This window comes from Flavobacterium chungbukense (assembly GCF_020805785.1).
GTDB classification, from domain to species: Bacteria; Bacteroidota; Bacteroidia; order Flavobacteriales; family Flavobacteriaceae; genus Flavobacterium; species Flavobacterium chungbukense.
Map to the genome: position 1 here is coordinate 1,125,774 of NZ_JAJGZV010000001.1, position 15,193 is coordinate 1,140,966.

General features: G+C 34.6%; 9 protein-coding genes. All 9 read left to right on the forward strand.

Translation table 11 applies throughout. The features are described from left to right. Positions 1 to 73: 73 nt before the first annotated feature. The gene (locus tag LL966_RS04500) at positions 74 to 1,219 is read left to right on the forward strand and encodes a sialidase family protein (protein ID WP_229350611.1); all 1,146 of its coding nucleotides are present in this window, start codon (positions 74 to 76) and stop codon (positions 1,217 to 1,219) included. A gap of 264 nt (positions 1,220 to 1,483) precedes the next feature. Continuing rightward, on the forward strand, positions 1,484 to 2,365 hold the full coding sequence (locus LL966_RS04505) for a sugar phosphate isomerase/epimerase family protein (RefSeq protein WP_229350613.1): 882 nt from the start codon (positions 1,484 to 1,486) through the stop codon (positions 2,363 to 2,365). Positions 2,366 to 2,561: 196 nt separating this feature from the next. Continuing rightward, the gene (locus LL966_RS04510; protein ID WP_229350615.1) at positions 2,562 to 5,291 is read left to right on the forward strand and encodes an alpha-d-galacturonidase; all 2,730 of its coding nucleotides are present in this window, start codon (positions 2,562 to 2,564) and stop codon (positions 5,289 to 5,291) included. A 348-nt stretch (positions 5,292 to 5,639) separates the two neighbouring features. Further along, positions 5,640 to 9,167 (forward strand): malectin domain-containing carbohydrate-binding protein, encoded by a 3,528-nt coding sequence (locus LL966_RS04515; RefSeq protein WP_229350617.1) that lies wholly within the window; start codon positions 5,640 to 5,642, stop codon positions 9,165 to 9,167. A 162-nt stretch (positions 9,168 to 9,329) separates the two neighbouring features. Then, complete coding sequence (locus LL966_RS04520) at positions 9,330 to 11,732, forward strand: sugar-binding domain-containing protein (RefSeq protein ID WP_229350619.1); 2,403 nt, start codon at positions 9,330 to 9,332, stop codon at positions 11,730 to 11,732. A 164-nt stretch (positions 11,733 to 11,896) separates the two neighbouring features. Then, a complete protein-coding gene (locus tag LL966_RS04525; RefSeq protein WP_229350621.1) occupies positions 11,897 to 12,454 on the forward strand; it encodes a YdeI/OmpD-associated family protein in 558 nt (185 codons plus the stop codon). 49 nt (positions 12,455 to 12,503) lie between these two features. Then, positions 12,504 to 13,151: a Pr6Pr family membrane protein gene (locus LL966_RS04530; protein ID WP_229350623.1), complete on the forward strand. Its 648-nt coding sequence runs from the start codon at positions 12,504 to 12,506 to the stop codon at positions 13,149 to 13,151. Positions 13,152 to 13,333: 182 nt separating this feature from the next. Continuing rightward, on the forward strand, positions 13,334 to 13,849 hold the full coding sequence (locus tag LL966_RS04535; RefSeq protein WP_317207123.1) for an RNA polymerase sigma factor: 516 nt from the start codon (positions 13,334 to 13,336) through the stop codon (positions 13,847 to 13,849). 88 nt (positions 13,850 to 13,937) lie between these two features. Beyond that, on the forward strand, positions 13,938 to 15,146 hold the full coding sequence (locus LL966_RS04540) for a FecR family protein (protein ID WP_229350627.1): 1,209 nt from the start codon (positions 13,938 to 13,940) through the stop codon (positions 15,144 to 15,146). Positions 15,147 to 15,193: the final 47 nt, after the last annotated feature.

Here is a 15,193-nt window from a genome sequence, read left to right on the forward strand (position 1 = left end):
TAAATATTTTTACCTAAAAAAATGTTAGGTATGTATTTATAGTCAGAAAAAATAATTCATAATTTAATTAAGAATGAAGATAACAAAATTAGCATTTGTCTTGTTTGGACTTTTCCTTTTAGGAAGTTGTAAATCGGCTTTAGAGAAAAAGACTTGGAAAGAAGGAATTTTAGTAGATCAATTTATTTACGATAAAGCACCTTATCCGTCTTGCCATGCCGTTACGATTGTCGAAGCTACAAATGGTGATTTAGTTGCCTCATGGTTTGGAGGAACACACGAAAGACATCCTGATGTTTGCATTTACGTAGCCATTAAACCTAAAGGAAGCGATACTTGGAACGAAGGAATAAAAGTTGCCGACGGTGTCATGAAAGAAGGACCGAGATTGCCAACTTGGAATCCGGTTTTATATCAAATTCCAGGAGGCGATTTAATGTTATTCTACAAAATCGGACCAAAACCATCTGAATGGTGGGGTGTAATCAGAACTTCATCTGATGGCGGAAAAACATGGTCTGAAGCAAAAAAAATGCCTGATGGTTTCTTAGGGCCAATCAAAAATAAACCAGTTTTATTAAGCAACGGAACATTATTATGTCCGTCAAGTATCGAAGGCGACGGTTGGAGACTTCGTATGGAATCTACTCCAGATTTCGGGAAAACTTGGGTAATGGGCGATACGCTTCCAAGAGGAAAACAAAAAATCAATGCGATTCAGCCGAGTATTTTATTTCATAAAGACGGAAGCATTCAAGCCATTGGAAGAACTAGAAATAGAGCTATTTTCAGCACATTCTCAAAAGATAACGGAAAAACGTGGTCGGATTTAGAATTAATCGGACTACCAAATAACAACTCAGGAACTGATGCTGTAACTTTAAAAGACGGAAGACATTTGTTAGTTTATAATCACGTTCTTCCTCCAGGAAAAGAAGCAAAAGGACCAAGAACACCTTTGAATGTTTCGGTTTCTAAAGACGGAATTCACTGGAACGCGGCTTTGGTTTTAGAAGATTCAAAAATCAGCCAATATTCTTATCCTTCAATGATTCAGAGTTCTGATGGAATGGTGCATATCGTTTATACTTGGAGAAGAGAAAAACTGAAATACGTAAAAGTTGATCCGAGTAAACTGGTTGCACTTCCAATCAAAAACGGAATATGGCCAGGTGAAGAAGGAAAAGTAGTAACAGCGGTAAAAGCTGAAGAAGAGTAAAATAAAGTTCGCCACGAATTTCACTAATTTCCACAAATTTTTTAAAATAATAATTCGTGAAAATTCGGGCAATTCGTGGCATAAAAATATAGCCACAGATTAAAAGGATTAAAATGATTTTTTATTGTAGTTAATCTCCAAAATCTCCAAAATCTGCGAGAGTAAATTTTTTTCACGTTCCCGATAGCTATCGGGATAGCAGATCGAGCAGATTTTTTTTTAATCTATTTAATCTTTATAATCTGTGGCAAAAAAAATATAAGCATGAAATCTAAAAGAAATTTATTAATTGCAATGCTTGTTGTTATTTCGACAACATTCAACAGTTGTGCAACGGCTCAGTCTTCCAAAAGGCAAAAATACAAAGTGGCAGTTTGCGACTGGATGATTTTAAAAAGACAAAAATTAGGCGCTTTTGGTTTAGCTGCTGAATTAAAAGCGGACGGAATCGAACTGGATATGGGAGGTTTAGGAAATAGACCCACTTTCGACAGCAAACTAGGCGATCCAGTTGAAAGACAAAAATTCTTAGATAAATCGAAAGAAACCGGAGTTGGAATCAGTTCGATTGCGATGTCTGGATTTTATGCGCAGTCTTTTGCAACCAGAGAAATCACACCTATGATTGCTGATTGTATCAAAGCCATGAAAGATATGAATGTAAAAGTAGCTTATCTTCCTTTAGGAACACAAACCGATTTGGTTAAGAATCCGGAATTACGTCCAGAAGTAATTAAAAGACTGCAATGGGCAGGAAAAGAAGTAGGGAAGATTGGAGGAGTAATTGCGATTGAAACTTCTTTGAGTGCTACAGAAGAGAAAAAACTTTTAGACGAAGTCGGTTCAAAATACATTAAAAGCTCTTTCAATTTTGCGAATGCTTTAGATAATAAAAGAGATATTTCATCAGAATTGAAAATATTAGGAAAGAAATATTTAGCACAAATTCATGCTTCAAACACCGATCAGTTTTGGTTAGAAAATGACAAAGCGATTGATATGCCAAAGATTAAACAAACGCTGGATGAAATGAAATGGAGTGGATGGCTTATTGTAGAGCGTTCTCGTGACGTAACGCAAGTGCATAATGTAAAAGCCAATTACGGCGCAAACGTGGCTTATTTAAAACGAATTTTCCAGAATTAATTTATAGCCACAGATTAAATGGATTATAATGATTTTTTTTAATCTGTGGAAATCTTTTAATCTGTGGCAAAAGAATCAAAATGAAATCTGCTTAAATCTGCCTAATCTGCGTGAAAAATTGCACGCAGATTTATACAGATTTAAGCAGATTTAGCAGATTATTTTTTAGCATTCCCAAAGATAAAATAAAATTACAATGAAATATTTACAATTACTTTTTTTATGTCTTTATGTCTCTTTCGCTACAGCGCAGAACATCACTGTTGTTAGTGATCTAAGTTCGCCGAGAGCAAAATTTGGAGCAGCCAAATTATCAGAAACACTTTCCTCAAAAGGTTTCAAAGTAACTGCTGCCGATAAATTCAAAAATTCAAAAGATAAAATAATTGTAATTGGAGAAAAAGGAACCGATTTTTGGAAACAAAATGCTAAAAGCGCTAAAATTGATGATAGCAAATTAACGAAGAAAGAAGGTTTTCAAATCCGTACTCAAAAAAATATTATTTATATTGTTGGAACAGATGCTTCAGGTGCTTTATACGGTGCATTAGAATTGGCAGATCGTATTAAAAATTCGGGTCAGCTGCCTTCAGAGTTGAATATTGACGATAGTCCAGAAATGGTTTTAAGAGGCGCTTGTATCGGAATGCAGAAACCAGTTTATCTTCCGGGTCGTGACGTTTACGAATATCCGTATACGCCAGAAACTTTTCCTTGGTTTTACGATAAAAAATTATGGGTAAAGTATTTGGACATGCTGGTAGAAAACCGCATGAACTCGCTTTATTTATGGAACGGACATCCATTTGCTTCTTTAGTAAAATTAAAAGAATATCCGTTTGCGGTTGAAGTGAGCGATGAGGATTTTAAAAAAAATGAAGAAATCTATAAATTCTTAACAGTTGAAGCTAACAAACGTGGAATCTGGGTCATCCAGATGTTTTATAATATTATTGTTTCTAAGCCTTTTGCAGAACATTTCAATATTAAAACACAAGATCGTTCAAGACCGATTACGCCATTACTTTCAGATTACACCAGAAAATCTATTGCCGCTTTTATCGAAAAATATCCAAATGTTGGATTAATGGTTTGTTTGGGAGAAGCCATCAATACCGTTGACGACGATGTGGAATGGTTTACCAAAACGATTATTCCGGGAGTTCGCGATGGTTTGCAAGCATTAGGAAAAACAGAAGAACCGCCAATTATTTTACGTTCTCATGATACAGACGGACCTTTGGTAATGGAAAAATCGCTTCCGTTATATAAAAACCTCTATACAGAAAGTAAATACACAGGAGAATCTTTAACAACTTATACGCCAGGTGGACCTTGGGGAGAAACACACAAGCAGTTGAGCGCTTTAAAATCAATTCATATTGAGAATGTTCACATTTTGGCCAACTTGGAACCTTTCAGATACGGTTCTCCAGATTTTATTCAGAAAACAGTAAAAGCGATGCACAGCGTTCACGGAGCAAATGCATTGCATTTATATCCGCAGGCGTCGTATTGGGATTGGCCATATTCGGCAGATAAAACCAAAACAGGAGAGCGTTTATTAGAAATGGATCGTGACTGGATTTGGTACAAAGCTTGGGCAAGATATGCTTGGGACAGCAAAAGAGATCGTAATGAAGAGGTTAAATATTGGGATAAAGATTTAGCAACGAAATTCGGAACAACTCAGGAAGCGGCTAATGATATTTTAAAAGCTTACGAAGAAACAGGAGAAATCGCTCCAAAAACATTAAGACGTTTCGGAATTACAGAAGGAAACCGTCAAACGTTATTGTTGGGAATGTTCGAAAGCCAATTGGTGAATCCGTCGAAATGGCGAGTTTATCCAGGATTCCATGAATCTTGCGGACCAGCGGGCGAATTGCTTTTAGAATATGCTAAAAAAGAATGGAATAAAGAACCGCATTCTGGCGAACTTCCAACTCAGATTATTGCCGAAATCACGGAACACGGAAGATTGGCAGTTGAAGCAATTGATAAAGCTGAGGCGAGTGTAACCAAAGACAAAGAAGAATTTGCACGTCTTAAAAATGATATGCATGCGTACAAAGCTTTCGCCGATTTCTTCTCAGAAAAAGTAAAAGCAGCTTTATTGGTTTTAAGATACAGTTATTCCAACGATATTACCGATTTAGACAAAGCAATGCCTCATTTAGAGAAAAGCATCGAGCATTACGAGTTATTGGTGAATTTGACAAAAGACACATACTATTATGCCAACAGTATGCAGACCGCTCAACGTAGAATTCCGATTGGAGGAGACGATGGAAATAATAAAACTTGGGCAGAATTATTGCCTCATTACGAGCGTGAATTGGCTAATTTCAAAAGAAATTTGGATAAGCTAAAATCTTCTAAGGACGGTAAAATTGAAACCAAAGAAGGAAAACCTTGGAAAACAGCAGAAGTAACTTTTATCGACGAAAAACCGGGAACGTATTTAGTAAAATCGGGAACAAAAGTTTACGGAACGGATATTTCAGAATTAACTAAAATTGCTCCAGAACTTCAAAATCTAAAAGGTTTTACTTTCGTAGAAAACGATCAAAACGAAAAGGGAACCCATTTGAAGTTTAGAAACACAAAAGCAGTTAAATTAGTAGTTGGTTATTTCAATTCAGATCAAAAGAGATTTTTGTTGCCGCCAAGTTTAGAAACAGACGCAGCAGGAAATGCACATGGTCAAGCCGAAGTGATTTTGGCAAGTGCGATGAACTTAAAAGAGTTGCCACGTGTAAACATTCATACCTATACTTTTCAACCGGGCGAGAATAAATTAGATTTAGGAAAAGGAAAAGTATTGATTTTAGGTTTCATCGACGCAGATCAAACCGTAACACCACGTGATGTTGGATATATTGACGCAGGAGAAAAAGCAGCTATTGATTGGTTGTTTTATTAGTCTGCGTTCCTGCAAGGTTTTCGAAACCTTGTAGGTATAATAAAGTTTAGAATAAAAAAAATAATTTGGGCGTGTCCCTCCGGGTCGGGCTGTACGTTCCCGCTTTTTTTGAGGCGAAGAAAAATCGCCTCAAAAAAGAGCTCCACTGCCATCCCTCACGCGAATGAAGCTCCGTACAGTTTGTCATTTCGAGGAACGAGAAATCTCACGCGGGATTCGACAAAGATTGGGAATAACTATGAGGAGTTTCTAGTGTGATTTCTCCTCCGTCGAAATGACAAAAAAGCGAGGTAAGATTCGTAGAATAACTTAAAACAACCTTATAATCACTTATATGGTTTTAAAAATATGAATAGAATAGTTTTTTTTATTTTTTGTTTTTTTTCAAGTCTTTGCTTTGTTTGGAGTCAAAGCAAAGATTCGGGGAAGTTTCGTAAAGAAATTTCACTGAATTCGTCTTGGGAAACCATAATGTTGGACAATCTTCCGGTGCAGGAAGACAGGTTTGTAGACCTTCCAAAAACTGATTCCAATTGGCAGCAGGTTAGTGTGCCTCACAATTGGGATCAGTATTATGGTTTTAGAAGAACAAAACATGGAAATTTACACGGTACTGCGTGGTACAAAAAAGCATTAAAACTTGATAAAAGCACTGTTGGCAAAAGACTTTTTCTTTATTTTGAAGGAGTAAGTTCTTACGCAACAGTTTGGGTAAACGGAAAAAAAGTGGGCGAACACAAAGGTGGACGAACCACTTTTACGCTTGATATTACTAAGGCTGTTTCTTTAAATAAGGAGAATCTAATTTTAGTAAAAGCAGCACATCCATCGTTTATTGCCGATTTACCTTGGGTTTGCGGCGGTTGTTCTGGTGAATGGGGATTTTCAGAAGGTTCGCAGCCGATGGGTATTTTTAGACCAGTTTCTTTGGTTATTACAAACGATGTTAGAATCGAGCCTTTCGGTGTTCATATTTGGAATGATAAATCGGTTTCTAAACAAAAAGCGATTCTTCATACGACTACAGAAATCAAGAATTACGGTACTTCAGACAAAAATCTAACTATAGAAAATATTCTTTTTGATGCTTCGGGAAAGAAAGTTGTTATCGCGAAAAGTGATATCAAAAACATTTCAGGAGATACAAAAGAAATAGCACAGACACTTCCTGAGATTCAGAATCCGAAATTATGGTCGCCATCCAATCCGTATCTGTATAAACTGGTAACTTCAATTTACGACAACGGAAAAATAATCGATCAGTTAACAACGCCTTACGGAATTCGCTGGGTAAGCTGGCCTATTAGCCGTGACGGAAAAGACAATCGTTTTTTCATTAATGACGAACCTGTTTTTATAAATGGAATATGCGAGTACGAACATTTAATTGGAAAAAGTCATTCGTTTTCAGACGAAATTATTCATTCCAGAATCGAACAGATTAAAGCAGGCGGATTCAATGCTTTTAGAGAAGCGCATCAGCCACACAATTTATTATATCAAAAAGAATTAGACGAAAACGGAATCTTGTTTTGGAGTCAGTTTTCAGCTCATATTTGGTACGATACGCCTGAGTTTAAGGAAAATTTTAAAACCTTATTGCGAGAATGGATTAAAGAACGCAGAAACAGTGCATCGGTTGTGATGTGGGGATTGCAGAATGAAAGTACCATTCCGAAGGAATTTGCAGAAGAATGTACGCAGATTATCCGTGAAATGGATCCGTTATCAGCTTCACAAAGAATTGTAACGACTTGTAACGGAGGAGAAGGAACAGATTGGAATGTCGTTCAAAACTGGTCTGGAACCTATGGTGGAGATCCGTTGAAATACCATTTGGAAATGACCACTCAGTTATTAAACGGAGAATATGGCGCTTGGCGTTCAGCCGATTTACATACCGAAGGTGAATTTGACCAAAAAGGAATTTTAAGCGAAAACCGTTTTTCTCAATTAATGGAAATTAAAGTTCGTGAAGCTGAATCAGTAAAAGATAAAATTGCGGGACAATTCAACTGGCTTTTTGCTTCGCACGAAAATCCGGGACGTGTCCAAAACGGAGAAGGTTTTAGAGATATTGATAAAGTTGGTCCAGTAAATTACAAAGGACTTTTTACGATTTGGGGAGAACCTCTAGATGCATTTTATATGTATCGTGCAAATTATGTTTTGAACAAAACCAATCCGATGGTGTATATCGTTTCGCATACTTGGCCAAGCCGTTGGGAAAAACCGGGAATCAAGAACGGAATAGATATTTATTCCAATTGTGATGAAGTAGAATTGTTCAACGATGTGAATAAATCTTCTTTAGGAAAACTAAAAAATCCAGGAATCGGACAGCATTTTCAGTTTAATAATGTAAATATTCAATATAATGTTTTATTCGCGGTTGGATATGTAAACGGAAAAGCCGTTGCGAAAGATTATATTGTTTTAAATAATCTGCCAAAAGCACCAAATTTAGATGCTTTAATAACTGATAAATCTGATATTACAAAAGCTAAAAACGGTTACAATTATATTTACAGAGTAAATTGCGGAGGTTCTGAATTGACAGATTCTGCCGGAAATACTTGGTTTACCGACACTCACAAAAACGGACAAAATACTTGGGGTTCATTATCGTGGACTGATAATTTTGAAAAGCTTCCTGATTTTTTCGCCAGTCAAAGAACAACTTTTGATCCAATTAGCGGAACAAAAGATCCAGAGTTATTTCAAAGTTTTAGATACGGAGTTGACAAATTATGTTACGAATTTCCTGCATCAGACGGCGAATATTTAATTGAATTATATTTCACAGAACCTTGGTACGGAACTGGCGGAGGCTTAGACTGCAAAGGTTGGCGTTTGTTCGATGTTGCCATCAATGAAAATGTTGTTTTAAAAGATTTCGACATTTGGGCAGAATCAGGACACGATAACGCGCTGAAGAAAACTTTCAAAGTAAAAAGTAAGAACGGAAAAATTGTGATTTCGTTTCCAAATGTAAAGGCTTCTCAGGCGATTATTTCTGCCATTGCCATTGCGACAAAAGACATTCACGCAAGACCAGCATCCGAATCTTCAAAAAACATTCAAAATCTGGTTTTAGATTCTTATGATAAAACCAACAAAGTAGCTTCATGGCTAGATATTAATTCAAAACAATATTCAGATTCTGATATTGTCTTTACCGAATTACCTTCGGAAGTTTTTGGAGCAGATTATTTACAGTTTTCATCTCATTCTAAAAATAAAGGTTCGTTTACAGCTAAAGAAGAATCGACTGTTTATATTTTAGTTGATGCTAAAATAAAGACTTTAAAAGGGCTTTCAGATTATAAAAAAATAGAAGAAAAAGCAAAAAACAGCAACGGAATTTCATTTGATGTTTTCACTAAAAAAGTAAAGAAAGACGAGAAAATTCTTTTTGATAATTCAGAAACAATATCTTCTATTGTTGTCGTTCCAACTTACGATATGGGCGAAAAAGACGATTCGAGACCAGTTGTAATTATCGAAGCAGAAAAGACAAAAACAACAGGAACAGGAATCGAAAAAGGAAATTTCAAAAAAGCGGATTATATTGAATTCACTAAAAAGACCAATAACAGTATCGAATTTGAAGTAAAACCTGGTGTTGCTGGAATTTATTTAATGCGTTTCCGTTTTATGAATCGAAATGAAACCCCGATGAAAGTGAAATTCAAAATGGAAGATGCTTACGGAATTTTAATGCGAAATGACACGATTGAGTTTTTCCCATCGCCAGAAAAATGGAAGGTTTTAAATACGACTTCTGGAGGATATATTAATGCAGGAACGTATAAAATTACGTTGGAAGGTGATGATTTGAAGGGATTAATGTTGGACAATTTTGAATTTCAGTAAATAAAAAATTAATCTCGCAAAGTCGCAGAGGCACAAAGAAAATTAAACCATATAAGTAATATAAGATAATTTAAGTTTTGTCTTAATTGAACTTATATTACTTATATGGTTAAGAAAAAAAACTTTGCGTCTCTGCGACTTTGCGAGAGAAAACTAAAGAATATGATTTTAAAAAAAATTACAATTGCCTTATTGTTTTCGGTATCTATTTTTGCGCAAAAGCAAGCAAGAATTATCGAAGACTTCAATAAAAACTGGAACTTCAAACTGGGAGATTATCCCGAAGCGACTAATGCCAGTTTCAACACATCAGATTGGAGAACGCTTCAATTGCCACACGATTGGAGTATTGAAGGCGCTTTTGACAAAGACAGCAAAACCAAACAAGCACAAGGATTTTTACCTGCTGGAAAAGGTTGGTACCGTAAAGTGTTTACTATTCCGGCGAGCTCGAAAAACAAAACCATTTCAATTGAATTTGATGGTGTTTTTAAGAATAGCGAAGTTTTTATAAATGGGAAATCATTGGGAATTCGCCCGAATGGTTATATTTCTTTTAGTTATGATTTGTCTCCGTATTTAAATTATGGACAAGCAAATACGATAGCTGTCAAAGTTGATAATGATGCTCAGCCAAATTCAAGATGGTATACAGGTTCTGGAATTTACAGAAATGTGAGATTGGTGACAAGTGAAAAATTACATGTTAGAAAGTGGGGAACTTTTGTGAGTACACCTGAAGTTTCAACAAAGAAATCAAAAGTGCATTTAGAAGTTACAATCGATAATGATAATGATACCACTAGAGAATTTACCTTGGTTACTTCTATTTTAGATGCAAAGAATAAAGAAGTGGCGAATAAGATTTCTGTAGAGAAAATTGGGGCTAAAACATTTGAAACGAAAGTGCATAATCTAGATGTTTTAAAGACGCAATTATGGAATACTGAAAATCCATATTTGTATAAAATAATTACGAAAATCTACGAAAAATCGGTACTAGTTGACAATTATGAAACTCCTCTTGGATTTAGATTTTTTAATTTCGATGCTGAAAAAGGTTTTTCATTAAACGGAGTTCCAACTAAAATTTACGGCGTTTGTCTGCATCATGATAATGGTGCTTTGGGGGCCGTAGAAAATATTCATGCCGTTAGAAGAAAACTAACGTTGATGAAAGAAATGGGGGCAAACGCAATAAGAATGTCGCATAACCCGCATTCGTTGGAAATGATGCAATTGTGTGATGAAATGGGATTCATTGTTCAGGATGAAGCTTTTGACGTTTGGAAAAAGAAAAAAGTAACCAACGATTACCATAAAGACTGGGATGCTTGGCACAAACAAGATTTAGAAGATTTTATCAAAAGAGACCGAAATCATCCGTCGGTTATAATGTGGAGTATTGGTAACGAAATTAGAGAGCAGTTTGATTCGACTGGAATTGCCATTACAAGAGAATTAGCTAAAATTGTAAAATCTTTGGATACAACTCGTCCCGTAACTTCGGCTTTGACCGAAAATGTAATTGAAAAAAACTTCATTTATCAATCTGGAGCTTTGGATCTTTTGGGATTCAATTACAAACATGAAGATTATAAAGATTTTCCAACGAAATTTAAAGGACAAAAAATATTGGCATCAGAAAGTGTTTCGGCTTTAGAAACGCGCGGACATTATGATTTTCCTGATGGAATTAAAGCTTGGCCAACCAAACACGGCGCTCCGTTTGATGGAAATGCTGATTGGACCGTTTCGGCTTACGATCAAGTGAAATCGTATTGGGGTGCAACGCACGAAGAAAACTGGAAAACAATTAAAAGTCAGGATTTCATGGCGGGAACTTTTATCTGGACAGGTTTTGATTATATCGGAGAACCTGATCCGTACCCATATCCCGCAAGAAGTTCTTATTTCGGAATTGTTGATTTGGCCGGACTTCCAAAAGATGTGTATTATATGTACCAAAGCGAATGGTCGAATAAAACGGTTCTGCATATTTTACCGCATTGGAACTGGAAAAAAGAGCAGGAAGTAGAAGTTTGGGCCTATTACAATAATGCCGATGAAGTAGAATTATTCTTAAACGGAAAATCGCTAGGGAAGAAATCAAAACAAAATGATGATTTGCATATTTCATGGAGAGTGAAATTTGAACCGGGAACATTAAAGGCAATTTCAAGAAAGAACGGAAAAGTGGTTTTAGAAAGGGAAATTCGCACCGCTGGCGAAGCTTCTAAAATTGATTTAAAAGCAGGCAAAACTGCAATTAAAAATGATACTTACGATTTGGTTTATGTTACAGTTTCTATGACAGATAAAGACGGAAATTTACTTCCAAAAGCAATGGATTTAATCAATTTTGAAGTTACTGGGGGAGGAAAGTTAGTGGGAGTTGATAATGGTTACCAAGCCAATTTGGATTCGTTTAAAGCGAATTCTTGTAAGTTGTTTAATGGAAAATGTGTTGTAATTATTCAATCGAATGGCAAGAAAGAAAATATTAAGTTGAAAGCAATGACTACTGGTTTACAAGCTTCAACAATTGAAGTCAAAGTAAATTAATCTCGCAAAGGCCTAGAGATCTTTAAACCATATAAGTTATAGAAGTGATTTTAAGTTTTCTGCTTAATTGAACTTATATAACTTATATGGTTTATTTTTTTTTCATTAAACTTTGCACCTCTACGCCTTTGCGAGATTCTTTATACATTTATAAAAAAAATAAAATGACTCCAACTTTCTTCGCAGATCAATTAGAATTTAGAAAATGGCTTGAGAAAAACCATCAAAAAGAAAAAGAACTTCTAGTTGGTTTTTATAAAGTTACAAGTAAAAAGCCTTCTATGAGCTGGTCGGAATCTGTCGATCAGGCGCTTTGTTTTGGCTGGATTGACGGCGTTCGAAAATCGATAGATAAAGACAGTTATAAGATTCGTTTTACGCCTAGAAAAACTTCTAGTATTTGGAGTGCCATTAATATTCAAAAAATGGATGATTTGACAAAAGCGGGTTTAATGACAGATGCAGGATTAAAGGCTTTTAGTTTTAGAACCGAAAATAAGTCTAAGATTTATTCGCATGAAAAAGAACCTGTTCCATTATTAGATGCTTATGAAAAGCAGTTCAAAAACAATAAAACCGCTTGGAATTTTTTTGAAAAACAAGCGCCCTCATACAAAAAAGTGATGATTCATTGGATTATGAGTGCTAAGCAAGAAAAAACACAACTGTCAAGATTGGAAAAAACAATTGCCGAAAGCGAAAAACAGAAAAGAGTATTGTAAAAGAATATAATAAAATTTACTATTTTAGAGTATTGATTTATAGACTTATATGGAAAAAGAAAATACCACAAAAATTAAAGGGGAAATTTTGCTGGGTATTATTTTTGCTCTCGAATTATACGCCTTACCCGTACAGTTTTATTTATTATTAAAAAGTCCTGAATTTACTTTTTTCAGTGCCGCGGTCCGATTTTTTAGTTTCTTTACCATTACAACAAATTCTATTGTTTTCATTTGTACAGCGACGCTGTTATTTGCTGGAAAATGTGCAATGAATGCCTTTTTTAGAAAATGGACTACAATTACAGCAATTACAGTTTATATTTTGATTGTTGGAATTGTTTTTAATTTGCTTCTTCGTCAAATTGTTGATTTAAAAGGACATCATCTTATTGTTAGTGAAATTTTTCATTCGGTAGTTCCAGTTTTATTTTTCTTTTATTGGATTGCTTTTGTGAGTCCAGAGAGAATCTCTTTCAAGGTCATTCTGTTTTGGCTAGTATATCCGGTCATTTATATCATTTATACCTTAATTCACGGAATTGTTACCAGTTTTTATCCTTATCCGTTTATTGATGCAACTAAACTAGGTTTTAAAACTGCGATTGTAAACGTTTTATTTGTCTTAATTGCTTTCGTAGTTTTATCTATTATTTTGATTTTTACTTCTAAAATAAGAATAAAGACTTCGAATTGATTTTTAGCGCTGAGTAATTAAAATAACTTGAAGCTAAAAAAGCATTCAATTCTTACTTTTTTGCAATGCTTTAAGGGATTTGATGATAATTATTTTGTAAAAATGATGTTTTGTTGATATTAAATTTATATTTGCGCAAGTAAAGAAGACCAAAAATTAGCTTAGAACAAGAAAATATTAGAATTGATGAAGCGTATTACAAAGAACTATTTTATTCTTTGTATCCACGTCTTGTGAGTTATAGTTATACTTACGTAAAAGATAATTTTCTGGCTGAAGAAGTGGTCGAAAATGTCATGTTGCAGCTATGGGAGAACCGTGTCAAATTTGAAAAAATAGATGATGTAAAATCGTATTTGTACACGATGGTTCGAAATGGTTCTTTATTAGCTTTAAAGAAAAAACAAAAGGTTGCAGAACTTGACTATAAACTTTCAGATGAAACGGTAGATTTTGATTTTAATATTCTGGAAGAAGAGTTATATTCGACTTTAATTGATGCTTTAAATTCATTGCCAGAAAAATGTAAAGAGGTTTTTGAACTTTCTTGTTTAGAAGGAATGAAATACAAAGATATTGCTGAACAGCTTAATATTTCTGTTAATACTGTGAAGTCGCAGCGCTCCCGCGCTATCGAATTATTAAAGGAAAAACTTAAAAATCATTCTGAACTTTTATTTATTTTATTATTTCTTTAAAAAAAATCAAAAATCTTTCCACCCATTTTTAATGTTTCGTACTCTTAGTTATATAACATTTACTTAAAGTGTTAATAACCGATACTTAATGTCAAAAAATATGTATTCAGGAAAGAAAGAAATCAAAATCGCTGCTCTTATAAGAAAAGAACTGCTTACAGGAGAATTATCGATTGAAGAAAATGCTCTTTTGCAGGAATGGCTTTCTGTACCCGAAAATCAAGAATATTATCAGAAAGTTGTTGATTTAGAAACTTTAAAATCAAAAGAAACGTTTTATAAAACGGTCAATACAGACTTAGCTTTCGAAAGAATTAAAAGAAAAATGATTTCGGAAGATACTCCCGTAATTTCTCTTTTCAATTATAGAAGAATATTGAAATATGCCGCTGTTTTAGTGTTTCTTGCAGGAATCACATCAGTTTTCTTTTATTTGAATAATAGCTCAGATTCTAAAAATCAAGACGTTGTTGTAAAAAGTATTGAGCCAAAGTACAACAATCCGACTTTAGTTCTGGCTGATGGTACAGTGGTTTCTTTAGAGCCAAAAAAGGAAAGAATAGTTTCTAAAAATGGAGTTATTTCTAATGTAAATAAAGTTTTGGTTTATGATGCCAAAGATTTGAAAGGAACTACTTCAGTTGGCGACAATACTCTGATTGTTCCTGTTGGCGGAATTTATGCTGTCAGTCTTTCAGACGGAACAAAAGTTTGGTTAAACTCCAAATCATCTTTAAAATATCCTGTAGAATTTAGTGGAGACAAAAGAACGGTAACCTTGGAAGGTGAAGCGTATTTTGAAGTAACTAAAAACCCGCATAGTCCATTTACAGTGAAAACAAAATCTGGAAACGTAACTGTTTTAGGAACACATTTTAATGTAAGCGCTTATCAAGAAGATCGAAATTTTGAAGCAACACTTGCCGAAGGAAAAGTAAAAGTTTCTGAAATAGGTAAAGAAAGCCAATCTGTGATTTTGAAACCTGGACAACAGGCACGTGTTAAAAATGAAACTTTAACTGTTGCAGAAGTTGATCCTTTAGTTTATACAGCTTGGAAAGATGGTAAGTTTTATTTTGAAAATGAAAATTTGAAAAACATTTTGACAAAAATGGCGCGATGGTACAACTTTAATGTGAAGTTCGAACAAAAAGCATTAGAGCAGATTAAGTTTACTGGAATCGTTTTAAAAGACGAACCAATTGATCGTTTTCTCGATATTATTAGTAAATCATCCAATGTTAAATATAAAATAACCAAAGTAAACCAAACGTATGAAGTAACCGTAAGTAAGTAAAAACAAAAAAACCGGAAAATATTGCAGTATTTCCCGGCGAGTATTTG